General features: G+C 70.2%; 25 protein-coding genes. 17 read left to right on the top strand and 8 right to left on the bottom strand.

The window, feature by feature from the left end; translation table 11 throughout:
* Positions 1 to 98 precede the first annotated feature (98 nt).
* Positions 99 to 305, top strand: a complete 207-nt coding sequence (locus VF557_10590) for a hypothetical protein (GenBank protein ID HEX8080646.1) — start codon at positions 99 to 101, stop codon at positions 303 to 305.
* Positions 306 to 627: 322 nt separating this feature from the next.
* Here the strand turns inward: VF557_10590 and VF557_10585 are convergent, their stop codons facing one another.
* Entirely contained in the window at positions 628 to 945 is a 318-nt protein-coding gene (locus VF557_10585) for a hypothetical protein (GenBank protein ID HEX8080645.1), read from the bottom strand.
* A gap of 48 nt (positions 946 to 993) precedes the next feature.
* On the opposite strand from VF557_10585, the gene VF557_10580 reads away from it, so the two are divergent.
* Positions 994 to 2,049, top strand: coding sequence for a S16 family serine protease (locus tag VF557_10580; protein ID HEX8080644.1), 1,056 nt, complete (start codon positions 994 to 996; stop codon positions 2,047 to 2,049).
* Between the two features lie 303 nt (positions 2,050 to 2,352).
* On the opposite strand, the gene VF557_10575 is transcribed toward VF557_10580, so the two are convergent.
* Positions 2,353 to 2,778 (bottom strand): DUF1810 domain-containing protein, encoded by a 426-nt coding sequence (locus VF557_10575; GenBank protein HEX8080643.1) that lies wholly within the window; start codon positions 2,776 to 2,778, stop codon positions 2,353 to 2,355.
* Between the two features lie 316 nt (positions 2,779 to 3,094).
* Between VF557_10575 and VF557_10570 the strand changes: the two genes are divergently transcribed.
* The 4 genes from VF557_10570 (at position 3,095) to VF557_10555 (ending at position 7,301) form a co-directional block, all read left to right on the top strand.
* Positions 3,095 to 5,269, top strand: a complete 2,175-nt coding sequence (locus VF557_10570; GenBank protein ID HEX8080642.1) for a DNRLRE domain-containing protein — start codon at positions 3,095 to 3,097, stop codon at positions 5,267 to 5,269.
* 243 nt (positions 5,270 to 5,512) lie between these two features.
* Positions 5,513 to 5,944 (top strand): ferritin-like domain-containing protein, encoded by a 432-nt coding sequence (locus VF557_10565; protein ID HEX8080641.1) that lies wholly within the window; start codon positions 5,513 to 5,515, stop codon positions 5,942 to 5,944.
* A 136-nt stretch (positions 5,945 to 6,080) separates the two neighbouring features.
* Positions 6,081 to 6,314, top strand: a complete 234-nt coding sequence (locus VF557_10560; GenBank protein HEX8080640.1) for a hypothetical protein — start codon at positions 6,081 to 6,083, stop codon at positions 6,312 to 6,314.
* Between the two features lie 372 nt (positions 6,315 to 6,686).
* The gene (locus tag VF557_10555) at positions 6,687 to 7,301 is read left to right on the top strand and encodes a DUF998 domain-containing protein (protein ID HEX8080639.1); all 615 of its coding nucleotides are present in this window, start codon (positions 6,687 to 6,689) and stop codon (positions 7,299 to 7,301) included.
* A gap of 23 nt (positions 7,302 to 7,324) precedes the next feature.
* On the opposite strand, the gene VF557_10550 is transcribed toward VF557_10555, so the two are convergent.
* The 3 genes from VF557_10550 to VF557_10540 all read right to left on the bottom strand — a co-directional run bounded on the left by VF557_10550 (position 7,325) and on the right by VF557_10540 (position 11,394).
* Positions 7,325 to 8,854 carry a M28 family peptidase gene (locus VF557_10550; protein HEX8080638.1) on the bottom strand — a complete coding sequence of 510 codons (1,530 nt, stop codon included), beginning with the start codon at positions 8,852 to 8,854 and terminating at the stop codon, positions 7,325 to 7,327.
* Positions 8,855 to 9,148: 294 nt separating this feature from the next.
* Complete coding sequence (locus VF557_10545; protein HEX8080637.1) at positions 9,149 to 10,444, bottom strand: RNA polymerase sigma factor; 1,296 nt, start codon at positions 10,442 to 10,444, stop codon at positions 9,149 to 9,151.
* A gap of 176 nt (positions 10,445 to 10,620) precedes the next feature.
* Positions 10,621 to 11,394, bottom strand: a complete 774-nt coding sequence (locus VF557_10540) for an ROK family protein (protein ID HEX8080636.1) — start codon at positions 11,392 to 11,394, stop codon at positions 10,621 to 10,623.
* A 65-nt stretch (positions 11,395 to 11,459) separates the two neighbouring features.
* Here VF557_10540 and VF557_10535 point away from each other — a divergent pair, with 65 nt between their 5' ends.
* Entirely contained in the window at positions 11,460 to 12,269 is an 810-nt protein-coding gene (locus tag VF557_10535) for an inositol monophosphatase family protein (GenBank protein HEX8080635.1), read from the top strand.
* 3 nt (positions 12,270 to 12,272) lie between these two features.
* On the opposite strand, the gene VF557_10530 is transcribed toward VF557_10535, so the two are convergent.
* Positions 12,273 to 12,782, bottom strand: a complete 510-nt coding sequence (locus VF557_10530) for a LytR C-terminal domain-containing protein (GenBank protein ID HEX8080634.1) — start codon at positions 12,780 to 12,782, stop codon at positions 12,273 to 12,275.
* 205 nt (positions 12,783 to 12,987) lie between these two features.
* On the opposite strand from VF557_10530, the gene VF557_10525 reads away from it, so the two are divergent.
* Entirely contained in the window at positions 12,988 to 13,296 is a 309-nt protein-coding gene (locus VF557_10525) for a DUF4193 domain-containing protein (protein ID HEX8080633.1), read from the top strand.
* An 89-nt stretch (positions 13,297 to 13,385) separates the two neighbouring features.
* Positions 13,386 to 14,153, top strand: a complete 768-nt coding sequence (locus tag VF557_10520) for a hypothetical protein (GenBank protein ID HEX8080632.1) — start codon at positions 13,386 to 13,388, stop codon at positions 14,151 to 14,153.
* 9 nt (positions 14,154 to 14,162) lie between these two features.
* Here VF557_10520 and VF557_10515 read toward each other — a convergent pair whose 3' ends face one another.
* Both VF557_10515 and VF557_10510 read right to left on the bottom strand, forming a co-directional pair.
* Complete coding sequence (locus VF557_10515) at positions 14,163 to 14,915, bottom strand: SDR family oxidoreductase (GenBank protein ID HEX8080631.1); 753 nt, start codon at positions 14,913 to 14,915, stop codon at positions 14,163 to 14,165.
* 14 nt (positions 14,916 to 14,929) lie between these two features.
* The gene (locus tag VF557_10510; GenBank protein ID HEX8080630.1) at positions 14,930 to 15,505 is read right to left on the bottom strand and encodes a DUF3093 domain-containing protein; all 576 of its coding nucleotides are present in this window, start codon (positions 15,503 to 15,505) and stop codon (positions 14,930 to 14,932) included.
* A gap of 27 nt (positions 15,506 to 15,532) precedes the next feature.
* Between VF557_10510 and dut the strand changes: the two genes are divergently transcribed.
* The 8 genes from dut to VF557_10470 all read left to right on the top strand — a co-directional run bounded on the left by dut (position 15,533) and on the right by VF557_10470 (position 24,551).
* Complete coding sequence (dut, locus tag VF557_10505; GenBank protein HEX8080629.1) at positions 15,533 to 16,162, top strand: dUTP diphosphatase; 630 nt, start codon at positions 15,533 to 15,535, stop codon at positions 16,160 to 16,162.
* A complete protein-coding gene (locus VF557_10500) occupies positions 16,162 to 16,821 on the top strand; it encodes a DUF3710 domain-containing protein (protein HEX8080628.1) in 660 nt (219 codons plus the stop codon). The genes dut and VF557_10500 overlap by 1 nt, the downstream gene beginning before the upstream one ends.
* A gap of 3 nt (positions 16,822 to 16,824) precedes the next feature.
* Positions 16,825 to 17,604, top strand: a complete 780-nt coding sequence (locus tag VF557_10495) for a DUF3159 domain-containing protein (protein ID HEX8080627.1) — start codon at positions 16,825 to 16,827, stop codon at positions 17,602 to 17,604.
* 34 nt (positions 17,605 to 17,638) lie between these two features.
* Complete coding sequence (locus tag VF557_10490; protein ID HEX8080626.1) at positions 17,639 to 19,111, top strand: TRAM domain-containing protein; 1,473 nt, start codon at positions 17,639 to 17,641, stop codon at positions 19,109 to 19,111.
* A 6-nt stretch (positions 19,112 to 19,117) separates the two neighbouring features.
* Entirely contained in the window at positions 19,118 to 21,079 is a 1,962-nt protein-coding gene (gene dxs, locus VF557_10485; protein HEX8080625.1) for a 1-deoxy-D-xylulose-5-phosphate synthase, read from the top strand.
* A gap of 92 nt (positions 21,080 to 21,171) precedes the next feature.
* Positions 21,172 to 21,885, top strand: a complete 714-nt coding sequence (locus VF557_10480; GenBank protein ID HEX8080624.1) for a response regulator transcription factor — start codon at positions 21,172 to 21,174, stop codon at positions 21,883 to 21,885.
* A complete protein-coding gene (locus VF557_10475) occupies positions 21,882 to 23,069 on the top strand; it encodes a HAMP domain-containing sensor histidine kinase (GenBank protein HEX8080623.1) in 1,188 nt (395 codons plus the stop codon). Before VF557_10480 ends, VF557_10475 begins: the two co-directional genes overlap by 4 nt.
* Positions 23,070 to 23,081: 12 nt before the next feature.
* Entirely contained in the window at positions 23,082 to 24,551 is a 1,470-nt protein-coding gene (locus tag VF557_10470) for a hypothetical protein (GenBank protein ID HEX8080622.1), read from the top strand.
* The last annotated feature ends 3 nt before the right edge of the window (positions 24,552 to 24,554 follow it).

Here is a 24,554-nt window from a genome sequence, read left to right as displayed (position 1 = left end):
GCCTAGCGGTAAGGCAGCCCTATCGCGGCCCGGAGTCGGCAGGCGTCTGAGCCGCCGCTCTGGCGGATGGCCGAGCCGATGACCAGGCCAAGCCGCGGTTGGATCCGGCGAGCACGCCCCGGTTGGACAGGTGCGACATCAATGACCAGCGCGACAGCGAGGACAGCACCGAGCCGGCCGACAGCCATGAGCCGACCGAGAAGATCGACAGCGCCGAGCCGATGCTGGCGATGGAGGCGAAGGATCCGACGCTGCCGATGGACAGCACCGAGCCTTTCGAGCCGATGGACAAAAAGCTGTTCTGAGACCATAACGACCATCGCGAACACTCGTTGTTCATAGCAGCAGCATCTCAGCCTTGGCGCTCACCTGCTACTGCCTGCGGAATCTCGGCATTGGCTCGGCATTGGCTCAGCTTCAGCGCAAGTAGCTCACGGTCAACGCGGAGGATCTGCAGGCAGGAAGGTGGCGCCAAGGTGCCAACTGGCCCTCGGCATCGGGTTTTGGCGTTATCGAACAGATGGTTAAGCAAATAGTTCGGACCCAAAGTGGGCGTGTGCTCCAGCAGTTTTGAAGATGCGTCAGCTACCCTCCGTAGCACCTCTAGGACCGAACGTCACACGCTTTTCACGACCCATGTTGTGTAGTCGTTAAGTTACCCATCGTGACGGTAACGATTAGGAATAGCCCTATGTTAAAAGGGTTTTCGCGAGGTGTGGTTTTAGTGTAAGTTTTCATCACAGGGGCCGGCAGGATGCCGGATAAGACGGCCAGGCGGGTCGACCCAATCAGCGCACGCAGCAACGTAGGTGGCGGAATTCTGCCACCGATCAACTGCGAGGCGAATTCGAACAGCTCAGTCGGCGCGAGATCAGAGAGCGAGGCAGCCAGCGTGGTCACAGACAGTGCGCTGAGCGGCAGCCAGCTTTCGGCAGCGCCGCTCACCGGTGTCGCCGCTCAGCCGGCGCCCCGCTCGCAGACAGGTGGCGCCCAGTGAGGTTCGACGCAGGGCAGACCGCCTGGAACCTGCCCACCCAGATGCGCGCGCCGGCTCCGTCGCGACGCCGCGGCCGGCTGCCGATGGCGGCCGTGCGGCCCGACTACGAACTCATCCCGATGAACGGCGCTCGCCTGCAGACCTCGGGATATCAACGACCGACGCCGGCCGGCGCGGTCTGCGCGGTGTCCTACCGTGCCGAGTTGCAGCCCTCGACCTGGGAACTGCTGAGCCACCTGGTGGACCCGCAGGCAGCGGTGGTGATCCGGTCCCGGCTCACCGGTGGGCGCCCGGTCGACGAGTTCGAGGCGGCAGGACTCGATGACTCGGCCTGGTCACTGGAATCGGCGACGGCGGCCGCGGCGGCGCTGCTCGGCGAGCCGGTCCGCGAACTCGGCCGTGGCGCCAGCATCGAGGCACTGCGCGAAGACACCCGCGGCTTGCGCTGCGAGGACGTCATCATCGCCGTCAACGGCAAGACCGTTGAGACGGCGGTGCACCTGCGGGCGGCGTTGGCCGGCCTGGACTCGGCCGAGCTGACGGTGGTGGGCGGACCTGGCGCCGAGCGGCCGGGGGCCTTGTCGAAGGTGTCGATGGCTCGGCACTCGGACGGCGCGTGGGGGATCCGGGTTGTCACGGCCGACCGGGTGCTGCGGCACGGAATCGAGGCTCGGTTCGAGCTGCCGGATGATCTGCGCGGCCCTTCTCTGGGTCTGGCCTGCGCGCTCAGCGTCGTCGATGCCTACACCGGCGGCCGGCTTGCCGCCGGCGGCACCGTGGTCGCGACCGGAACGGTCGACATGAACGGCCGGGTCGGCGGCGTGGGAGCAATCGAGTTCAAGGCGCGTGCTGTGCGGGCGCACCCGCACGTGCGCCGCTTTGTGGTCCCCGCAGAGTCGAGAGCCGACGTGGATGACGCGCGTCGGATCCTCGGCGCGCGGGCAGAAGTCGTGGCGGTGACAACGTTGGCTGAAGCGGTGGAGGTGCTCTGCGGCTTCAGCTGGCGGGGTAAGAAAATCACCCATCGATCACCTGATCGGCAAATGGGTTAGCGCCGTCCGGTAGGCGTCTCTCCCGGCGCCTGACAATTTCCTTGGAGGGAAAATGCGTTACACGTCCGCACGTAGTTCCTCGGCCTCTCGCTGGTCGGCCTCTCGCTGGTCGGCCTCTCGCTGGTCAGCCTCTCGCTGGTCAGCCGGTGCTAGTGCAACGGTCGACAGCGTCGAGCTGTAGCCAGAGCTCACACCTGATCACACCAGAGGTCCGGGCGGCGGGTTCCCGCCGCCCGGACCTCTGGATCCTGTCCCTGAGCAGAATTGCTGCTGGTCGCACGCATCGCCTCGGCCGTCCGTGCGCTAGACACGTTGGTCGGTGGCCGGGTCCGGCACGCCGTCGAAGTACTGGTCCAGCACCTGCGTGAAGACGGTCTCCTCAGGCGCCGCTCGTGCGAACAGCGTCATTGACGAGTGCAGCTTGCGCGCGTCGATGACCCCGAAGATCTGCTGCGCGCTGTGGTCATGCCGGCGCGCCAGAATGCCGGCGCACTCGAGAAGCCGGGGTCCGAGCACCGGGTGCCGAAGGTAGGCTCGCGCCTCTGACAGCGAGCTGATCGCGTACGTCCTGGACGTCACGCTCTGCCCCAGGCCGGCGATCTGTGGAAATACGAACCACATCCAATGGCTGGTCTTCTGGCCGCGGCGCAGTTCGGCGACCGCGCGGGAGTAGGTCCCGCCGGCGTCCTGTGCCACCACGAACCGTTCCAGGTCAGCCGGATCCCGCATGCCGCGCCCTTTCTAGGTTGCCGCCGTCTCCTGTTCATCATGCGCTCACCCGGCGTGCACGGATCTCGTCCGCACGGCGCGGTTCGGTTGACATTCATTACCTTTCCGTCACTCTAAGTAATCAGACGGCTCATTAACCAAGCGGCCTCGCCGATGGGAAACCGTCTTACCCCAATCCCGATTGACGGAGTGCGTGATGCTGAATAGTCAGCCAAACACAGCTAAATCATCGAAAGCGAACTCATCCGAACGCTATCGACCGAATCTTGCCCGCCTGCGTCGGCTGCCAGCGCTGTCCGCGTTGCTATCAGCACTGATGGTGACCGGCCTGGTGGTGGTCGGTCCGAACCAAACCGCTCCGGCGGCAGCCGCCGAGGCGCCCATCCGGGCGGCTTTCTACTACGGATGGTTCCCCGAGACCGAGCACTGGCGGTCCCAGTACACCCCGACCGTCGGCAAGTACGACAGCAGCGACCCGGCCGTGGTGAGCACCCAGGTGCGCCAGGCCAAAGCCGCCGGGTTGAACGCCTTCATCTCTTCCTGGTGGGGGCAGGCCACCGCCACCGACAAGCGGCTGCCGCTGCTGCTGGACACCGCCGCCGCACAGGGGTTCAAGGTGATGCCGTACTACGAGAAGGAAGGGTTCGGCAATCCCAGCGCCGCTCAGCTCGAGTCAGATCTGGGCTACCTGGCCGCCAAGGCCGCCGTCAGCCCGTCGTGGCAGCGGGTGGGCGGCAAGCCGGTGCTGTTCGTCTACAACGCCGATGACACCACCTGTGACGTGACCGCGCGTTGGGCCGCGGCCAACCAGGGCCGCTTCTACTTGAACATGAAGGTGATGCACGGCTACCGGACCTGCGCCGTGCAGCCCGACTCCTGGCACCAGTACGGGCCGGCATCGACGATCCAGAACGTGTTGCCGTGGTCCTCGAACGTCGCGCCAGGCTTCTGGCGGTTCGACGAGGCCGCGCCCCGGCTGGTCCGCGACCTGGCCACCTTCAAGGCCGCGCTTGCCGAGCAGGTGAAGTCCGGCGCCCAGTGGCAGCTGATGACCAGCTGGAACGAGTGGGGCGAGGGGACCGGTGTCGAGTCGACCGTCCAGTTCAGCCAGGCCTACACCGACGCGATGGCCAGCGCCTACAACCCTCCGGTGGTGATCCCGGACGCCACCGGGGCCACCCTGACCTCGGCCGCCGACACCTACGTCAAGTCCAACACGACCGGCGCCAACTACGGCCTGGCCACCACGTTGCAGCAGAACGCGACCAGCACGGCGACCGCGGTGTCCTACCTCCGGTTCGCAGCGCCCACGGCCACCGTCACCAAGGCCACCCTGCGGTTGTTCTCGCGCTCCAGCGGAATCACCCGGTCCAAGGTGTTCAGCACGTCGGCCACCTGGGACGAGCGGACCATGACCTGGGCCAACCGGCCGGCGCTGGGCGCCCAGGTCGGCACCACCGGCACGCTGACGGCCGGACAGTGGACGGTGGCCGACGTGACCAGCGCCGTGCGCGGCGGTGTCAGGTCCTTCGGTGTGACCACCGGCGCCACCGCGACCCGGTACTTCGACAGCCGGGAAGCCGCCAACCCGCCGCAGCTGGTGCTCGAATACGGCACCGCGCCCACCAGCCCGGCGCCGACCAGCACCGCGCCCACCAGCCCGACGCCGACCAGCACCGCGCCGACCACCTCACCGGTGATCGCCGCGGTGGGTGACATCGCCTGCGCGCCGGGGTACACCGTGGGGTCCGGCTGCCAGCACAAGGCGGTGGCCGACAAGATCATCAGTGACACGGCCGTCTCCAAGGTGCTGGCCCTGGGTGACCTCCAGTACGAGTCAGGCGCGCTGTCGGCCTTCCTGGAGGTCTACGACAAGTCCTGGGGCCCGTTGAAGTCCAAGACCAAGCCGGTTCCCGGCAACCACGAGTACCAGACCTCCGGCGCTGCCGGGTACTACGACTACTTCGGGGCGCTGGCCGGTGACCGGACCAAGGGCTACTACTCCTTCGACGTGGGCGCATGGCACTTCGTCGCCCTCAACTCCGAGCGCGACATCACCGCCGGCGGAGCGCAGGTGGCGTGGTTGAAGGCCGATCTGGCCGCTCATCCGAACAAGTGCGTCGGGGCGCTGTTCCACAAGCCCCGCTGGTCGAGCGGCACCCACGGCGACCACTCGTCGATGGCGCCGTTCGTCCAGGCTCTCTACAACGCCGGGGCTGAGGTGATCCTGTCCGGTCACGATCACGACTACGAGCGGTTCTACCCGCTGAACCCGTCCGGGGTCCGCGACGACGCCCGCGGGATCGTCCAGATCGTCTCGGGTCAGGGAGGCAAGAACCACTACGCGGTCACCGGCCGCTCGACCACTGCCGCCAAGGACAACACCTCCCACGGCTATGCCCGGCTGACCCTGCACCCGGACAGCGCCGACGTCACCTTCGTCTCCGCGGTCGGCTCCTACCGGGACACCGCCAAGATCACCTGCCGGTGATCGTCGATCCCACGCCCTGGCAGCGGTGAGCAGGTCGGCTCCGCTGCCGGCAGGGACCAAGTGACGCGACAGCCGGGCATCGCCGCAACCAGCGGCGGTGCCCGGCTGTGCGCTGTGGGTGCAGGTTTGTATCGCGCGGCCAGGGCTGGTAGTCGTGGAAGGACAGCCCGCAGGTGTTGAGCGCGCAACGCCGGGCTAGCTGCCGCGTCAGCCGGCAAGCTTCAGAATTAAGGGGAACTGGCCATGGGCGATGACGTGATGGACGTCGAGACTGTTCAGAAGCAACTGGCGATAGCGGCATCCCAGCAGCTCGGGTCATTGGTGAGCCTGACCGTGCTCGCCGGCAACTTGCAGGGCCCGCTGTCGATCGGCCTGAAGGAGCGCCTTCAGGCCTTCGCGGTGGCAGAGGTGGCCGATGCTCAGCTGCTGGTTGAGAAACTCACGGCCGTCGGCGGGCAGTTGGCCCCGATGGAGGTGCCGCCGTTGCCCAGCACTGACGCCGAGACAGCGCTGCGGGAGTTCATCGAGCGCGAGGAGCAGGTGATGGCCGCCCTGCATGCTGTGATCCCCAGCACCGGCCAGGAGCCGCGCAGCGAGGCACTGGAGCATCTGATCGAGCATGTGCTGATGCGCAAGCAGCAGCAACTGGACTACCTGGCGCTGGTTCAGCGCTGAGCGCGGCCCAGTCGGGCGTTGGCCCGGTCGGGGCGTTGGCCCGGTCGGGGCGTTGGCCCGGTCGGGCGTGGGGCCCCGGCGAGCCGGCCCGGCGCGCTACCTACGAGTGTCTTACATTCTGTGTTACGGTCGCAGGATGGCTGACACGATCACCTTCCGCCCGGACGAAGACGCCGTCCGTGCGCTCGCTGTTCTGACCCGGGACGGAACGCCGGTCTCGACCGCCGTGCGGTCCGCTCTGATCGAGGCGGCTCGGCAGCGAGCAGCCGCGTCGCTACGCGCCGAGGCCGAGGCGCTCGCGGCCGACGAGCAGGATCGAGCCGAGGCAGTCCAGGTGCTTCGCGATATGGAGACACTGCGTGCGTGGTGAGGTGTACCGGCTGCGCGCCCCACGTGATGCTCGGGGTCCTGAGCAGAATGGTTCGCGATATGCCGTCGTTGTTCAGTCCGACCAGGTACCGCTGTCCACCTGGTTGGTAGCGCCGACCTCGACTTCTGCGAGGGCGGCCAGCTTTCGGCCCGAAGTGCAGATCGCCGGGCGCAGCACCCGAGTGCTGGCCGAGCAGAGCGCCGCTGTCGATCCGAGCCGCCTCGGCGCCCGGACGGGGTCACTCACCTTCGATGAACTGCGCCGTGTCGATGCGGCCCTGCGTCTGGTCTTGGACCTCTAGCGGCCGGAGATAACCACTCCGGACTGCCCGGCTCGGATCGAGGAGAGCCGGCTTCTGGCAAACTCGGCCCTGTGCGCCGATGGGCAGTGGTGTCAGCCACCGCCGCCCCGGTGGCCCTGATCGGCGGCTGGACCTGGGCCGAGGCCTACCGGCCGGACGGCTACTCCCCGCTTCACGACACGCTGAGCGCGCTGGCGGCACAGCAGGGCAGCGCCGGTCAGATCATGACGGCGGCGCTGGCGGTGCTGGGCGGGTGCCACCTGGTGACCGCGGCGGGCCTGCCCGAGGCCGGCGCTCGCGCCCGTGCCCTGCTCGCGCTGGGCGGCGCTGCCACGATCATGGTCGCCGCGTTGCCGCAACCGTCGGCCGGCCACTTGCCGGCGGCGGCGATTGCCTTTGTGGCGTTGGCATTGTGGCCTGCCGCTTCGGACCTGCCGGGCCGCCGGACAGCTCGGCTCGGCGCCCTGGCGCTGGTGGCGCTTCTCGGCTGGCTCGCGTTCGAACTCCGGGGCGGCGCCCTGCTCGGCCTCAGCGAGCGCGTGCTGGCCGGGGCTGAGGCACTGTGGCCGCTCGTCGCGGCACTCAGCGTCCAGGTGGTTCGAGGCAGGTCTCGGCGCCGTCAGGTGACACCCCGACTCCCAGGCGCTCGGGGGCGCAACGACAAGCGCCCCCCGTCACCGAGGTGACGAGGGGCGCTGCCGGAAGCTGACTAGGAAGGCAGGTTTCCGTGGTCGTGGTCGTGCACACTGTCGCCGCCGAGCGGGCCGCCGAAGGTGTGCTCGGGTCCGGCCGGCGCCGGGATGGTGAAGTTGCCGGGGATCTTCTTGCCGACGACGCCGTTGACGGTCTCGGTGGAGTACGCGAACGTCAGGACCGCGAACGCGACCGCGTCAGAGTTGACCTCGAGAGCGTGGTCGCTGTTGTTGGCGTAGGTGTCGCAGGCCAGGTGGTAGCACGGGTCGAACTGCTCACCCGCGGTGCCGCCCCAGATGGCTTCCTGCTCCTCGGTCTTGCGGACCTCGGCCCCGGTGAAGAGCCCGCTGGAGGGGATCCCGTTGTTGATGAAGGCCTGGTAGTCGCTGCGACCGCTGAACTGCGAGTCGTCATAGGGCTCGCCACGCAGCGTGTAGAAGGACTCGAAGACCCTCTCGATCGCCTCTGAACCCTCGGGGATCGTCACGCCGGCCGGCGCCTCGAAGCTCGACTCGTTGGCGTCGTACACCATGAAGATGTAGTTCGGCGAGCCGATCATGTCGAAGTTGAGGTACAGCGCGATCCGGTCCAGCTCTTCCTGGGACTGGTCCTCGACCCATGCCGTCGAGCCGAGCAGGCCCTCTTCCTCAGCACCCCACCACGCGAAGCGGATGGTGTTCTCGGGACGGAGCTTGGACGTCACCTGGGCGATCTCGAGCAGCGCCGCGGAGCCGCTGCCGTTGTCGTTGATGCCAGGACCGGCCGGAACCGAGTCGAGGTGAGCGCCGGCCATCACGACGTTGTCGTCGTTGCGGCCCGCGAGCTCGGCGATGACGTTGTAGGAGGTCTTGGTCACGAAGTCGACCTTCACCCGAGCGGTCGAGCCGGCGGCGGCCAGCGCCTGGCCCTGCTCGAAGGTGGCTCCGACGACCGGGATGTCGACGACGTTCTGACCGCCGAGGGTGCCGATGACCAGGCCGAAGCGGTCACCCGCGCCCACGGTGTCGCCCTGGTTGAAGACGATGACGGCCTCTGCGCCGGCAGCTTCGGCGTTGATCGCCTTGAAGGAGTAGTTGCAGCCGCCGCGCTGGATGAGCGCGATGTCGTTCGCGCCGGAGAAGTCAATCCCGGCGAAGTCGCTGGCCTCGCAGCCGCTGGTGCTGGCGCGGTCTCCGGTGAGGTTGATGTCGACCGGGATGACGTTGCCGGTGACGTCGCCCTCGCCGGTGCCGGTGAAGCCACCGGTCGGGTAGGTCGCGTTCACAGGCGTGAGCTGCTGCAGCAGGGTGTCGGTGGCCTGGTAGTTGAACGGCACCTTCGCGGCGTCCCAGCCGGCCGCGGCGAGCACGCCCAGGACGTAGTCGACGCTGGCCGTGTAGCCGGGAGTGCCCTCGGCCCGGGTGCCGCCATTGGCGTCGGCGATGGCCTGCAGTGCGGCCTGGTGCTCGCGGACGCCCTCGAGCCGGACGCACTCGAGAAGCTTCTCGTAGGTGTTGTTGGTGCGCGCGTCGCAACCCGACTGGACGGGAGCGGCGTTTGCCGGCATGGTCGCCAGGCCGGCGAGGAGGAGCACGCCGCCCGACACGAGCGCGACTGCGCCCTTTCGGGCGGACAAACGGTGACGTATCACATGTATCCCCTTTGAGTATGTGATGGAGCTCAAGCGAAAGTACCCCGGGGCGCTCTCCGGCGTCCAGTTTCACCGCCTGGGGCTGCCACTGCCCAGTGGTAGGACTGCTAGGTCCAGGTAAAGGAACTGTGTGATCCGGCGCAGAACGCCTGTCACCCTGTTCGATCTCACATCGGGTGGCGGCCGCGCTGAGGAGTTCGGGTTGAGAACTCAGTCCAGGTAGTCGCGCAGCACCTGGGACCGGGACGGGTGGCGCAGCTTCGACATCGTCTTGGACTCGATCTGGCGGATCCGCTCGCGGGTCACGCCGTAGACCTGGCCGATCTCGTCCAGGGTGCGGGGCTGGCCGTCGGTGAGCCCGAACCGGAGCTTGACCACGCCGGCCTCACGCTCGGACAGGGTGTGCAGCACCGACTGCAGCTGGTCCTGCAGCAGCGTGAACGACACCGCGTCCACCGCCACCACGGCCTCGGAGTCCTCGATGAAGTCACCGAGCTGGCTGTCGCCCTCGTCGCCGATGGTCTGGTCGAGCGAGATCGGCTCCCGGGCGTACTGCTGGATCTCCAGCACCTTGTCCGGGGTGATGTCCATTTCCTTGGCGAGCTCTTCAGGCGTCGGCTCGCGGCCCAGGTCCTGCAGCAGCTCGCGCTGGATCCGGCCGAGCTTGTTGATCACCTCGACCATGTGCACCGGGATCCGGATCGTGCGGGCCTGGTCTGCCATCGCCCGGGTGATCGCCTGCCGGATCCACCAGGTGGCGTAGGTGGAGAACTTGTAGCCCTTGGTGTAGTCGAACTTCTCGACCGCGCGGATCAGGCCCAGGTTGCCTTCTTGGATGAGATCCAGGAAGGCCATTCCGCGTCCGGTGTAGCGCTTGGCCAGCGACACCACCAGCCGCAGGTTGGCCTCGAGCAGGTGGTTCTTGGCGCGCTCGCCGTCCCGCACGATCCAGTTCAGATCCCGGCGCTGCTGCAACGGCAGCTTGTCGCCGGCGATCTCGAGCTGGCGCAGCCGCTCCGAGGCGTACAGGCCGGCCTCGATCCGCTTGGCGAGATCGACCTCCTCCTCGGCGTTGAGCAGCGCGACCTTGCCGATCTGCTTGAGGTAGGCGCGCACCGAGTCAGCCGAGGCGGTCATCTCGGCGTCCTTGCGGGCCTGCCGCAACGCCTCGGACTCCTCCTCGTCCCAGGTGAACTCCGAGGACTCGGCCTCAGGCGGCTCGGGAGTCTCCTCGGCGTCAGCCTCGACGTCGATCGGGATCTCTTCGAGCTCGGCGTCGGGAGGTATGTCGCTCGGCTCGACCTCGACCGCCGGATCGACTACCCCGGCGTCGGCAGCGGGGGAGGGCGTGCCCTTGTCGGCCGCCTTCTTCGCCGCCGCCTTCTTGGCGGGGGCCTTCTTGGCGGGCGCCTTCTTGGCCGGTGCGGCGACGGCTTTCGTCACCGCGCGGCTCGCCGTCGCAGCGGCACTGACCTGCGGCTGCTCGGAAGTTTCGCTGGAAACCACGTACGACCTTTCATACAGCGATTACACCTTGTCTGGGCAGGCACTAACTGGCCCGCGGTGCGGGGAGGCAGGTGGGGTCAGCCGGCCGCCGGGGTTCATCGAATCCACTGCGGAATGTCGATGCCTTCGTTGGTGCCACGCCCTTGCGCGCTCCATTGTAGCCAGAGCGGGCGGATTCAGCGCTCGGCAGCCGCCATCGCGGCGCCTACGATGCCGGCGTTGTTGAGCAACTGCGCCGGCCGCACCGGCGTCTGCAACTTCAGCAGCGGCACCCACCGGTCGGCGTCCTTGCTGACCCCGCCGCCGACGATGAACAAGTCGGGTGAGAACAGCTTCTCGACGTGGGACATGTAAGCCTGCACGCGCTTGGCCCATTGCTTGTAGGACATCTTCTGCTTGTCCTTGACCGAGGCCGCCGCGCGCGACTCCGCGTCGTGGCCCTCGAGTTCGAGGTGCCCGAGTTCGGAGTTGGGCACCAGCTGGCCGTTGAGGAAGATGCCGCTGCCGATGCCGGTGCCGAAGGTCAGCAGGATCACCACGCCCGACACGCCCTTGGCCGCGCCGAAGCGCACCTCGGCCAGCCCGGCCGCGTCGGCGTCGTTGAGCACGGTGACCTCCAGGCCGGTGGCCTTGGAGAACACCGCGTCGACGTCGGTGCCGATCCAGGACGGATCGACATTGGCCGCGGACCTGGCCACGCCGTTCTTGATCACGGCCGGGAAGGTGGCCCCCACCGGGCCCGTCCAGTTGGCCCTGGTGACCAGCTGCACCACCACCTCGGCGACGTTGTCGGGAGTGGAGGGCTTGGGGGTCGGAATCCGTACCCGCTGCGTTCTCAACTGGCCGGTCAGCGTGTCAACTACGGCGCCCTTGATGCCACTGCCGCCGATGTCGACGCCGAAGGCCGCGTCGAGCTGGGTCCGGGACTGATCTGGGGCTGGCGCGGTCATGGTTCCTCCGCTGGCTAGGGTGGCTACCTTTAAACCATATCGGCACGGGTGGGCGGAGGTCGGGGATGACGGAGCGCCCGCCCGACCCGATGGAGCTGTCCGACCTCGCCGTCGAGCTGGCCGGCCGGGCCGGGGCGCTGATGCTGCGCCACCAGGCGGCCGGGCTGTCCGTCAGCACCAAGAGCTCGGTGACCGACGTGGTCACCGACGCCGACTATGCGGTGGAGGAGCTCCTGCGCACCTCCCTGGCCCGGCTGCGCCCGGCCGACTCGATCCTGGGCGAGGAGGGCGGCCAGGCCGAAACGGCCGGCTCACTGGTGCGCTGGGTGCTGGACCCGATCGACGGCACCGTCAACTACATGCTCGGCTTGCCACAGTTCGCGGTCTCGATCGCCGCCCAGGTGCGGGGTCAGACGGTGGCCGGGTGCGTGCTCAACCCGTCCTCGGGTGACCTGTTCCGCGCGGCCGCCGGCCACGGCGCCTTTCTCGGGGACCGGCGGCTGGCCGGACCCCGGTCGGTGCCGCTGGAGCAGGCGGTGATGGCGACCGGCTTCAGCTACGACCCGGCTCGCCGGGCGCGCCAGGGCAAGGCGGCGGGGCAGTTGCTGGCCCGGGTGGGCAACCTGCGCCGGTTGGGCTCGGCGGCCCTGGACCTGTGCGCGCTGGCGGCCGGCTGGGTGGACCTCTACTACGAGGGACCGCTCGGCGAGTGGGACTTCGCGGCCGGCCTGTTGATCGCCGCCGAAGCCGGCGTGGCCACCTCGGGACTGCGTGGCCGGCCGGCCGGCGTGGAGATGGTCGCCGGGGCGCATCCCGACCGCGCCGAGGAGTTCTTCGAACTGCTCACCGCGACCGGCGTGGCCGATATCGGCTGATCCTCAGCAGGTCTTGCCGGCGGCGGCGACGGCGCGGTTGACCATGTCGGTGGCTGCCAGCGACCGGTAGCCGGCGCCGAGCACCACCTCGACACTGCCGCCGGCACGGTTTCCGGGAGCCAGCTTCGCGCCGGGCAGGTGGTAGCTGAGCAGGGTCGCGCCGGGGCGGCCGGCAGCGCCGAACCGGATCTCGGCGACCCCGGCCAGCGCCGAGGTGGTGCCGGGAGTGCCGACCTTGAACCCGCGGGTCTTGAGCTGAGCCGTGACCTGGGTGGCCAGCCGGTCCCGGCCGGCTCCGTTGAGCACCGTCACCGTCACCGCGGAGGGGGCCGGCAGCCGGATCGCCCGGGCGCCGGGTGTGCACTGACGCGACTGCGTGGGGGTCGGCGTCCCGGCGGTCTCGCTCGGCTCAGGACGGTGCAGCACCCGCCACCACACGATGCTGGTAAGGGCGCTGAGTGCCAGCAGGAAAGCCAGCGCAGGCAGTGGTCGGCGCCGTGTCGCAGTGGACATATCGGGCGATTAACCTCCGGCCTACCGAGTCGTGCTTGCGCCGCCAGCCTAGCCGGACCTGCTTCGGGAATGGTGAGGGCTGCCCGGTCGTTGCAGCGCACGCCTAACGCGATACGGTTCCGCGCCAGCGGGGGCAGTGTCGGCCGCCGGTGGTCCAGACAGCCGGATCGTGTGCATGCGAGATTGATCGAGGAGTTGACAGTAAGTGGCCACCGATTACGACGCCCCCCGCAGGGGGGATGTAGATGAACTGAACGAGGACTCGCTGGAGGAGCTGAAGGCTCGTCGGGCCGAGGCGCAGTCGGGATCGATCGATGTTGACGAGACCGAACTGGCCGAGTCACTGGAGCTGCCCGGGGCAGACCTGTCCAGCGTCTCCGGCGAGGAGCTCACCGTCCGGGTGCTGCCCAAACAGGACGATGAGTTCACCTGCTCCAGCTGTTTCCTGGTGCATCACCGCAGCCGACTGGCCCGTGAGAAGAACGGCCAGCCGATCTGCCGGGACTGCGCCTGATAGCTGGCGCGTTCACCACAGCCGGTCCCGCCGCTGATCGAGGGACCGGCTCCTCCTGCCTGCCCAGCTGCTTTCTGGCAAGGTGAGTCATGGCTCATGACGAGATAGCGGACCTGGTGGCACGGGCAGCGGCTGCTTCGGAGGCCGAGGGCGATCCCACGACCAGCGACCGGCGCAGCCGCCAGCGCGCCCTGGCCGCCCTGATCCCGGCCCTGACCCGAAGCGCCAAGGCCTCCGGCTTCCGCGCGGTGACCGCCGGACGGTGGCTGGCCGACCTGATCATCGAGCTGGCGCCCCGGGTCCCGGTCCGCGATATCCAGGCGCTGCGGCGTCAGTACCCCGGTCAGAGCGACATCGAGATCGCCGAACGGCTGATCCGGCACGCGACCAAGACCACCGCCAGCCTCGGCGCCGCCGCCGGCGGGCTGGCCGCCGTGCAGTTCATGAGCCCGCCGCTGCTGCTCGCCGCGCCGGTCCAGCTGGCCGCCGAGATGCTGTGCGTGACCGCCGTGGAGTTGAAGCTGGTCGCCGAGCTGCACGAACTGCTGGAGCGCCCCGCGCGGGGCACCGTCTCGGAGCGGGGCAGCGCCTACCTGATGTCCTGGATGCGTCGCCGGGCGATCTCACCGCAGCTGGGTGGCGCGGGCCTGAGCGTGGCCTTCGGCGCCGCCGCCAAACGCGAGCTGCGCAGCCAGGTGCTGCGCCGGCTCGGCCGCAGCACCACCACCCTGGCGCCGTTCCTGGCCGGCGCGGTCGCGGGGGCAGAGGTCAACCGCCGGGCCACCAAGGCCCTCGGAGAGACCTTGCTGGCCGAGCTGCGGGGCCTCAGCGAGGAGCGCTGGTTCCGCCAGCTCTGAGCGGCCGGGTCACAGGCCGCCGATCATCCCGCCGTCGATCACCAGGGTCTGACCGGTCGTCCAGGCCGCGTCCGACGAAGCCAGGTAGGCCACCGCCGCGCCGATGTCGGCCGGCTCGCCGAGCCGCTTGAGCAGGTAGTTCGCCGCGGCGGCTTCTTCGTCGTCGGCGTAGAGCGCCTCGGCGAACTTGGTCTTCACCACCGCCGGCGCCACCGCGTTGACCCGGACCCCGGGCGAGAGCTCCACCGCCAGCTGCCTGGTCAGGTTGATCAGGGCGGCCTTGGTGACGCCGTAGAAGGCGATGCCGGGGGAGACGCCGATCCCGGCCACCGAGGCGATGTTGACCACCGCGCCGCCGTGCTCGGCCAGCCAGGCCCGGTGCGCCAACCTGGTCCAGGACAGCGCCGACAGCACGTTCACGTCGAACATCTTGCGGGCCAGCCGGTCATCGAGTTCCAGCAGCGGCCCGAACGTGGGATTGATGCCGGTGTTGTTGACCAGGACGTCCAGCCGGCCGAAGGCCGCCATGGTGGCCCGCACCGCCGCCTCCTGGTGCTGCGGGTCGTCCCCCGAGCCGGCGGCGAAGATCGCGCGCTCGGGCCCGCCCAGCTCGGCCACCGCCGCCTCCAGCGCGGGCTGCTTGCGTGCGGTGACGCAGACCCGGGCGCCTTCGGACACCAGCCGCTGCGCGACCGCGAAGCCGATCCCGCGGCTGGCGCCGGTGATCAGCGCCACCTGGCCTTCAAAACGTCCGAGGGACACGGGCGAGCTCCTGTTCAGGACGAGTGGACGGCGGCGTTGACAGCGGCCAGCAACCGGTCCGGATGGCGGGTGGACACCACCCAGTACGGCTCGGGATAGCGCTCGGCCGGCTGCGGGTCGTTCGGCTGCGCATCGCCCGGTCGCGGGTCAGCCCACTGCGCATCGTTCGGCTGCGCATCGCCCGGTCGCGGGTCGGCGGGCGGGCGCAACACCAGCTGCACGCCTGGCCCGATCCAGGACCGGATGTAGGTGTGGGCCAGCGGATCGCTGTGCCGGCCGACCAGTCGACGCAGCTCGGTGGGGCTGAGGTCGATCGCCTGCTCGACCTCGGCCAGCGCCAGGCTGCGCTCGCCGGCCCGCAGGGTGGCGCCGTCGACGGCGACGCTGCCCGAGGAGAGTCGCCGGACGATCAGCAGGCTGGTCGGCAGCAGGATCGCCAGCGGAACCAGGGCGCCCCAGCCGGAGAACGCCACCGCGAATTCCAGGCCGAGCAGCAGCGACACGCCGACCGCGCCCAGGTACCACCACCGAGGCGTCCGCAGCCGCTCGAAGTAACCGGTCTGCTGGCTCTGGTGGGTAGCGGGGTCCATCACCGGTCGAGGGTAGCCTTTTGGCCTGTGACGATCGGACCGCTGAGCGGCGCGGAGGTGACGGACGTGGCGGGCGCCGTGCCCGGGCCGCTGCCGCTGCTGGTCAAGGTGCAGCGGCTGCACCCCGACGCGCCGCTGCCCAGCTACGCCGTCGAGGGCGACGCCGGCGCGGACCTGTGCACGATGGTCGACGTCCGGTTGCGGCCCGGCGAGCGAGCCGTGCTGCCGACCGGCCTGGCCATCGCGCTGCCCGCCGGTTACGCCGGATTCGTCCAACCACGCTCCGGACTCGCCTGGCGGGCCGGACTGGGTATTGTCAACGCGCCGGGCACCATCGATTCGGGCTACCGTGGCGAGATCAAAGTCATCGTCATCAACCATGATCGCGACAATGCCGTCGAGTTGCGTCGGGGCGACCGGATCGCGCAACTGGTCATCCAGCGGGTCGAGCAGGCCCGGTTCGAACTGGTCGAGCAGCTTGGCGAATCCGTCCGCGGAGCCGCCGGGCACGGCTCGACCGGAGGAGCCCGGGCGTTGCTGGTGGCCGAGCCGGCAGTCGGGGGCTCGGCGGCGGACGGCTCGGCGGCGAGCGACTTGGCAGTGAACACCGCGGCGAACAACAAACGCGGCGGCGACAATAGAGGAGACGATCAGTGATGGCGCTTCGGCGCAAGGAGAAGCGCACCGAGCAGTCCAAGCTCGATGCCACCCCGCCCTGGGAGACCAAGCGGCCGCACGAGAGCATGCCGACCACCGGGCCCTATGACGTCGCTGACAGCCCGTCCGACGACGTCGAACGGCTCGATCTCGGCGCGCTGCGAGTGCCGGTCGACTCAGGCCTGGAGATCCGGGTCGATGTGAGTGAAGAGGTCCAGGTCGTCGGCGTGACGATGCTCAACCCGACCGGTCAGATGCAGCTCGGCGTGTTCGCCGCGCCGCGCAAGGACGGCATCTGGGACGAGATCCGGGCCGAGATCAAGGCATCGATCTCATCGCAGGGCGGCACGGTCTCGGAGCAGGACGGCGAGTTCGGGCCCGAGCTGTCCGGCCGGCTGCCGGTGCCCGGCGGGCTCACCCCCGTGCGGTTCATCGGGGTCGACGGCCCGCGCTGGTTCCTGCGGGCCATGCTGGCCGGGGCCCCGGCGCTGGAGGAGGAGCAGGCCCAGCCGTTCATCGAGGCCTTTCGGGGCGTAGTGGTGGTGCGCGGCAACGACCCGCTGCCGGTGCGCGAGCCGGTTCCGTTGCAGCTGCCCAAGGAGGCCGCCGAGCAGATATCAGCGGCTGCCGAGGCGGCGGCCGAGCCGCGGGACGGCTAGGTCTTGTCCTCCTCTCCGGAGGATCTGCGCGACCAGACCCGCCAGCAGATCCTGAACTCGATGGGTGGCTGGTCGGGAACGATCGTCGCCGCGATTCCGCTGGTGGTCTTCGTGATCGCCAACGCGATAGGCGGGCTGCGAAGCGCGATCATCGCCGCGGTGAGCGCCGGGGTGCTGGTCGCCGGTTACCGGATGGCCCGCCGCCAGCCGGTCCAGCAGGTGATGACCGGCCTGTTCAGCGTGGCGATCGCCGCCGCGATCGCCGCCCGGACCGGTGAGGCCCGCGGCTTCTTCCTGCTCGGCATCGTCGCGGCATTCGGTTACGCAGGCGTGTTCGCTCTCTCGCTGCTCGTCCGGCGACCGCTGGTCGGGGTGATCTGGGAGTACCTGGACCCTTCGCCGTTGCCGCCGGGCACCCGCTGGCACAAGCTGCCCGGGCTGCGCCGTGCGTACGACATCGCCACGGCAGCCGTGCTGGCGATGTTCACCGCGCGGGCGGTGGTGCAGCTGAGCCTGTTCCAGGAGAATCGCACCGGCCTGCTGGCGGTGGCCAAGCTGGTGATGGGACTGCCGCTCTACCTGGCCGTGGTGGCCGTGGTGTTCTGGGTCGTCCGCCGGGCCCGGCGCCGGCTCGGGCTGCGGCCGACGCTGGAACCGCCCAGCCTGCTCGAACCTCCGACCCTGCCCGCTCTGGCAACCCCGGACCCGGAACCGGCGGCCGGATCACGCGGCGCGGACAGCTCGCCGGAGGGCGGGATCAGCCTCCGCAAGGGCGAGGACTAGCAGCTCGAGCGGAGCGGGTGCATAGGCTGTCCTGGTGAACCAGCGGGCGCGACAGCAAGTTGCCACCGCTGGAAGCTGGCTGGGCCGCCGGCTGGAGGTGCGGGTCGGCGCGGTCGCGCACGGCGGCCATTGCGTGGCCCGCCACGAGGGCCGGGTGATCTTCGTCCGGCATGCCCTGCCCGGCGAGACGGTGCTGGCCGAGGTCACCGAGGACCGCGGCGGCTCGTTCTGCCGGGCGGACGCCGTCGAGATCCGCACCGCCGCGCCCGATCGGGTCCGCCGGCCCTGCCCCTACGCCCACCCCGGCGGCTGCGGCGGCTGTGACTTCCAGCATGTCTCGCTGCCGGGCCAGCGCGCCCTCAAGGCGGCGGTGGTGGCCGAGCAGCTGAGCCGGCTGGCCGGCTTGCGATGGGCGGTCACCGTGCAGTCCCTGGACGACGGCGACGGGCTCGGCTGGCGGCGCCGGGTGCGGTTCGCGGTCGGTCCCGGCGGCGAGCTGGGGCTGCGCGCGCATCGCTCACATCAGGTGGTGCCGCTGAGCCACTGTCCGATCGGCGCTCCCGGAGTGGGCGACGCCGGCGCGCTGCAGGCCGCCTGGCCGGGGCTGGCCGAGTTCGAGGTGGCCGTCGATGACCGGGGCGAGGTGGTCGAACTGGCCCACCGGCAACGCCCGGTTCGCCACCGCCAGAGCGGGCGACGCCAGGGCGGGCGCCGGCACGACGACCGGCGCCACGGCGATCGGGCGCAGCGGCCGGCGCTGAGCACCGAGCAGCTGTCCGGGCCGCCGGCGCTGCGCTACACCGTCGCCGGCCGCCCGTTCACGGTGCATCCGGCAGGCTTTTGGCAGACCCATCCGCGAGCCGCCGAGGTGTTCACCGAGGCGGTGCTGCGGGCGGCCGCGCCGCGACCGGGGGAGCGGGTGCTGGACCTGTACGCGGGTTCCGGGCTGTTCACCGCCGCGCTGGCGGTGGCGGTGACGGCGACCGGCAGGGTGGTGGGCCTGGAGTCGGAGCCGGCCGCGGTCACCGACGCCGGGCACAACCTGGCCGACCAGCCCTGGGCCGACGTGCGCCGCGCCGCGGTCAGCGCCGACTCGATCGCCTCGGTTCTCGCCGAGTGGGCCGCCGCCGAGCCGGCCGGGCAGGCCCCTGACGAGGTGAGCCGGCCTGCCGAGCCGCAGGGGGTGAGCATCGTGGTGCTGGACCCGCCGCGCAGCGGAGCCGGCCGGAAGGTGCTCGACGCGATCCTGGCCGCCGGTCCCCGGGTGGTCGTCTACGTGGCCTGCGATCCGGCCGCGCTGGCCCGCGATGTCCGGTTCGCGATGGACGCGGGCTGGCGGTTGGACGAGCTGTCGGCATTCGACGCCTTTCCGATGACCCATCACGTGGAATGCGTCGCGGTGCTGCGGCCGGACGACCCCGAGCAGACCCCGGCCGGCGAGGCAGAATTCACCACCGGCGAACCGAGCCATGAGGCCCACCTAGACAGCACGTTCCAAGTAGGCTGACCCCTTGTGAGCCCTCTTCTGAGCCGGATCTCCTGCCCTGCTGACCTGCGCCAGCTAAGTTCGGAGGAACTCGGGTCCCTCGCCACCGAGATCCGTGACTTCCTGGTGCGCAACGTCTCGCGTACCGGGGGCCACCTCGGGCCGAATCTCGGCGCGGTCGAACTCACCCTGGCCCTGCACCGGGTGTTCGACTCGCCGACCGAGCCGATCCTGTTCGACACCGGCCACCAGAGCTACGTGCACAAGCTGGTCACCGGCCGGCAGGAGAACTTCGCCAGCCTGCGGCAGAGCCAGGGGCTGTCGGGCTACCCCTGCCGCGCCGAGAGCGAGCACGACTGGATCGAGAACTCCCACGCCTCGACGGCGCTGTCCTACGCCGACGGCCTGGCCAAGGCCTTCGACGTGCGCGGTGACCGGCGGCCGGTGGTCGCGGTGGTCGGCGACGGCGCGCTGACCGGCGGGATGTGCTGGGAGGCGCTGAACAACATCGCCACCTCCGACCGGCCGGTGGTGATCGTGGTCAACGACAACGGCCGCTCCTACTCGCCGACGATCGGCGGCCTGGCCGAGCACCTGGCCGGCCTGCGGCTGCGTCCGGGCTACGAGCGGATGCTGGGCAACGTCAAGGACACCCTGGGCCGGACGCCGGTGGTCGGGCCCCCGCTGTACGGCGCGCTGCACGGGCTCAAGCGGGGCATGAAAGACCTGCTCGCCCCGCAGGGCATGTTCGAGGACCTGGGGCTGAAGTACATGGGCCCGGTGGACGGCCATGACCTGGCCGCCCTCGAGCACGCCTTCTCGCTGGCCAAGCAGTTCGAGGGCCCGGTGCTGGTGCACTGCGTGACCCGCAAGGGCTACGGCTACGCCCCGGCCGAGAACCACCAGGCCGACCACATGCACGGCGGTGGCGCCTTCGACCCCGAGACCGGCGAGTTCCTGAGCAAGGGCGGCCAGACCTGGTCCGGGGTGTTCTCCGATGAGATAGTCCGGATCGGCGCTGTCCGCGACGACGTGGTGGCGATCACGGCCGCGATGCTGGACCCGGTCGGCCTCGGGGCGTTCGCGGCCGAGTACCCGCACCGCTGCTTCGACGTCGGCATCGCCGAGCAGCACGCCCTGACCTCGGCCGCCGGCATGGCCGCGGCCGGGCTGCATCCGGTGATCGCGCTGTACGCCACCTTCCTCAACCGGGCCTTCGACCAGCTGCTGATGGACGTCGCGCTGCACAAGGCCGGGGTGACGCTGGTGCTGGACCGGGCCGGCGTGACCGGGGAGGACGGCGCCAGCCACCACGGGATGTGGGACATCGCGATGCTCGGCATCGTCCCCGGCCTGCACCTGGCGGTGCCGCGCGACGAGCCGACCCTGCGTGCCGCGCTGGGCGAGTGCCTGGCCATCGACGACGCGCCGTCGGTGCTGCGCTACCCCAAGACCCCGTTGGGCGCTGACATCACGGCGCTGCGCTCGGTGGGCGGCATCGACGTGCTGGCCGAGACCGCCAGCGGCCCGGTCGACGTCCTGCTGGTGTCGGTGGGCGCGATGGCGCCGGACGTCCTCGACGGCGCCGAGCGGATCGGCGAGGCCGGCTACACCGTCCGGGTGATCGACCCGCGCTGGGTCAGCCCGGTGCCGCCGGCGCTGACCGATTTCGCGGCCCAGGCCGGGGTGTTGATAACCGTCGAGGACGGCGTGGTCGTCAACGGCGCCGGCTCCCGGTTCGCCCAATACCTCGGCGAGCAGGGCCTGACCGTCCCCACCCGCGAGATCGGCATCCCGGTCAGCTTTCTCGAGCACGGCAAGGTGGCCGAGGTGCGCGCGGTCATCGGCCTCACCCCGCAGGGCATCTCCCGCCGGGCGATCGAGTTCGCGGCGGCGGTGCTCGGGCGCGGCGACGGGCCCACCGACGGTGACGAGCTGTTCTCGGCCGGTCATGCTCCCGCGCAGGACACCGACCGCCGTCGAGAGTGACCTCCTGCCGCTAAGGGGCTGGTGTGTGAGATCGTTGTCTCATCACCTGCGGCCTTTACCCCGGTCGCGGTCATCCAGAAAGCGGAGACGGCGTGCGCGTACTTGTGGTTGAAGACGAGACCCAGCTGGCGGACGCCGTTGTGCGGGGGCTGCGCAGAGAAGGTATGGCAGTGGATGTCGCCTATGACGGCGACGAGGGATTCAACAAGGCGACCACCACCCGCTACGACGTGGTGGTGCTCGACCGGGACCTGCCGGGCAAGAGCGGCGACGAGATCTGCCGCTCGCTGACTGACGAGGGCGTGCTGACCCGGGTCATCATGCTGACCGCCAGCGGCTCGATCGAGGACAAGGTCGAGGGCCTGGCGCTGGGCGCCGATGACTACCTGGCCAAGCCGTTCGCCTTCGCCGAGCTGGTGGCCCGGGTGCGGGCGCTCGGGCGGCGCGCGACGCCGGCTGCCCCGCCGGTGTTGCAGGCCGGTGACCTGGTGCTGGACCCCTCCAAGCGCACCGTCACCCGGTCCGGACGCAACGTCGACCTGACCCGCAAGGAATTCGGCGTGCTCGAGACGTTGCTGTCGGCCGCCGGCGTCGTTGTCTCCAGTGAGGAGCTGCTCGACCGGGTGTGGGACGAACACGCTGATCCGTTCACGACCACCGTCCGGGTCACGATGATGACCCTGCGGCGCAAGCTCGGCGAGCCGCCCGTCATCGAGACCGTGGTGGGTTCGGGCTACCGGGTGGATCCCACCCTGGTCACCCCGCCCGCCGAGGACGAAGAGTCTGGGGGTTCGACCGAGCAGTGAGACTGGTGCAGCCGTCGCTGCGGATCCGGATGGCGTTGCTCTACGGCGCTCTGGTGCTGCTCATCGGCGCTGCGCTATTGGCCACCTCCTACATCCTGCTGGACCGGGCGCTCAGCCAGATCGCGCTGCCGCCCAACCCCGGCGACGTCACCATCGTCGACAACGCCACCAAGGGGCAGACGACCTGGAACCCGTCCGAGGCCCGCTCGGTGATGCGCGAGGACGCGCTGCACTACCTGCTCAACAACGGGTTGCTGTACTTCGGGGTGATCGTCCTGATCGGCTCGATCGGCGGTTACCTGCTGGCCCGCCAGGCCCTGCGCCCGGTGGCCCGGATCACCGCCACCGCCCGGCAGCTGTCGACCAAGACCCTCAGCGAGCGGATCGGCCTGGGCGGTCCGGACGACGAGCTGCGCGAGCTGGCCGACACCTTCGACGAGATGCTCGGACGGCTGGACGCCGCCTTCGGCAGCCAGCGCCGGTTCGTGGCCAACGCCAGCCACGAGCTGCGCACCCCGCTGGCGGTGATCCAGACCGAGCTGGACGTGACCCTGTCCGACCCCAACGCCCCGCCGGACGAGCTGCGGCGGATGGGTGAGGTGGTCCGTGAGGCCACCAACCGCGCCCAGAAGCTGGTGGACGCCCTGCTGGCGTTGGCCAGGTTGCAGGGCCGCGAGGGCCAGAGCCTGGAGCTGACCGAGGAGGTCACGCTCAACGAGCTGATCCCGAACGCGGTGGCCGCGGCCAAGGCCGAGGCGGTCACCCGGGGCATCTCCATCACCGCCGAGGGCGAGCCGGTGCGCACCACCGGTGACCCGCGCCTGCTGGAGCGGGTGATCGGCAACCTGGTGGAGAACGCGGTGCGCTACAACGTGCCCGGCGGCTGGGTGCAGATCAAGACCGAGTCCGAAGGTTTCGGGCCCAACCGCATCTCGCGAATCGTGGTGCTCAACAGCGGGGTGCCGGTTCAGCCCGAGGAGGTCGAGGGGCTGTTCGACGCCTTCCGGCGCGGCGGCCGGGCCCGCACCGGCCAGCGGGGCGCCGGCCTGGGGCTGTCGATCGTCCGGGCGATCGTGGACGCGCACAACGGGTCGATCTCGGCCAGCGCCCAGCCCGCCGGCGGCCTGCGGGTCGAGGTCTCCTTCCCCGCATCGGCTGACAACGAAGCATCGCTGATCTCTTAGCGACCAGCCTCGATGACCCGTTCGCTGCCCCGGCTGCCGCACTGGACCAACACTCCCGGCTTCGGGGTGGCGGTGCTGCTGGTGCTCGCCGTGATCCTGATCGTCAACGGCGAGCCGCAGCCGTCCTCCCGGCCCAGCGGCACCTCGGTCAGGGTGAGCGGCAGCCCGACCGCGCCCGCCGCGGTGCCGGCGCTGCTGGTGATCCGGGCAGGGGTGGTGGAGTCCCGGCAGGCCGGCAGCGTCCGGCAGGTGCCGCTGCCGCCCGCCGCCCGGCCGCTGTCGGTGGTCACCGGCCGCGGGATGAGCGTGGTGCTGGCCGCCCTGGACGGCCGCCAGCGGGCCTACGCCGTGCAGCCGAACCTGGTGGTCCGCGACCTGGGGCCGGCCGACGCGGTGGTTCCGGCCGCGACCGGGAGTGCCGCGGTGCTGGTGGAGACCGGCCTGACCGAGCCCGGTCAGCTGGTTCCCGGCGCGTCCACCGGCGCGACGGAGACCGCCACCGCCAGCCGGACGGCCTCACCGAGCCCGACCGCGACCGGGCAGCCGGAACTTCGCGACTTCGCCGTGCGGCGCTACGACTCGGCCGCCCGGCCGGTCGGAATCTCGCAGTTCCTGCCGACGGGCACCCGGATCGGGACCGACACCGCCGTCGGCATGGTGGTCTGGAAGCCGGTCAACCGGGTCTTCGACAACGGCGTGGCACTGGAGCCGCTGTCGGCCGCGGCGACGCTGGTCCGGCCGGACAGGTCGCTGCGCGCGCTCGGCCCGGTGCACCCGCTGGCCGCTGACGCCACCAACCTGCTGGTCTGGGACGTGGCCGTCCGCCGGTTCGGCCTGATGCCGCTGCGCTATGTCACCTCGACGGCCACCAGCACCGCCAGCCCGTCGGTGTCGACCAGCCGGCCGCGGTCCAGCGGCGCGCCGTCGGCGACCCGCTCACAGTCGGCCAGCGCCAGCCCGAGCACCGTCGCCGGGGTGCGGTGGTTCCAGCCGACGCGGGGGATCAGCGTGGTGACCGGGCCGGCCAGCTTCGCCCGGGACGGCTCGGCCTTCGCGACGTACGCCCAGGTCGGGTCGCGGCGCCGGCTGCTGGTGGCGCAGTTGCAGAACATCGGCACCAACCAGGTCGAGGTGCTGCCGCTGGTCCAGCCGGTCGCCCCGACCAGCCAGCCCGCCCGCAGCAGCCAGCCCGGGCAGTCCGGGCCGACGGTGACGCTCAGCGGTTCCAGCACGGTCGGCGCCACCGGCTCGGCGTCAGTCAGCCTGAGCGCGAGCAACTCCTGGTCCGCGACGCCGACGATCCCCGCCCTGCAGCCGGACGGCTTTCCGATCGAGGCGCCGCTGACGCCGTTGTGGTGGGACGGCCAGGTGGTGGCACTCGGAGCGGATTCCACCGTGGTCGGCTACCGGCCCGGAACCAATCAGGCCTCGCTGCTGGACCTCGGGCCCGACGACCTGCAGGCCATCGCCGAGATGCCCTGACGC

The organism is Jatrophihabitans sp. (assembly GCA_036389035.1).
Classification (GTDB): Bacteria; Actinomycetota; Actinomycetes; order Mycobacteriales; family Jatrophihabitantaceae; genus Jatrophihabitans_A.
This window is presented reverse-complemented; position numbering and strand designations above follow the sequence as displayed.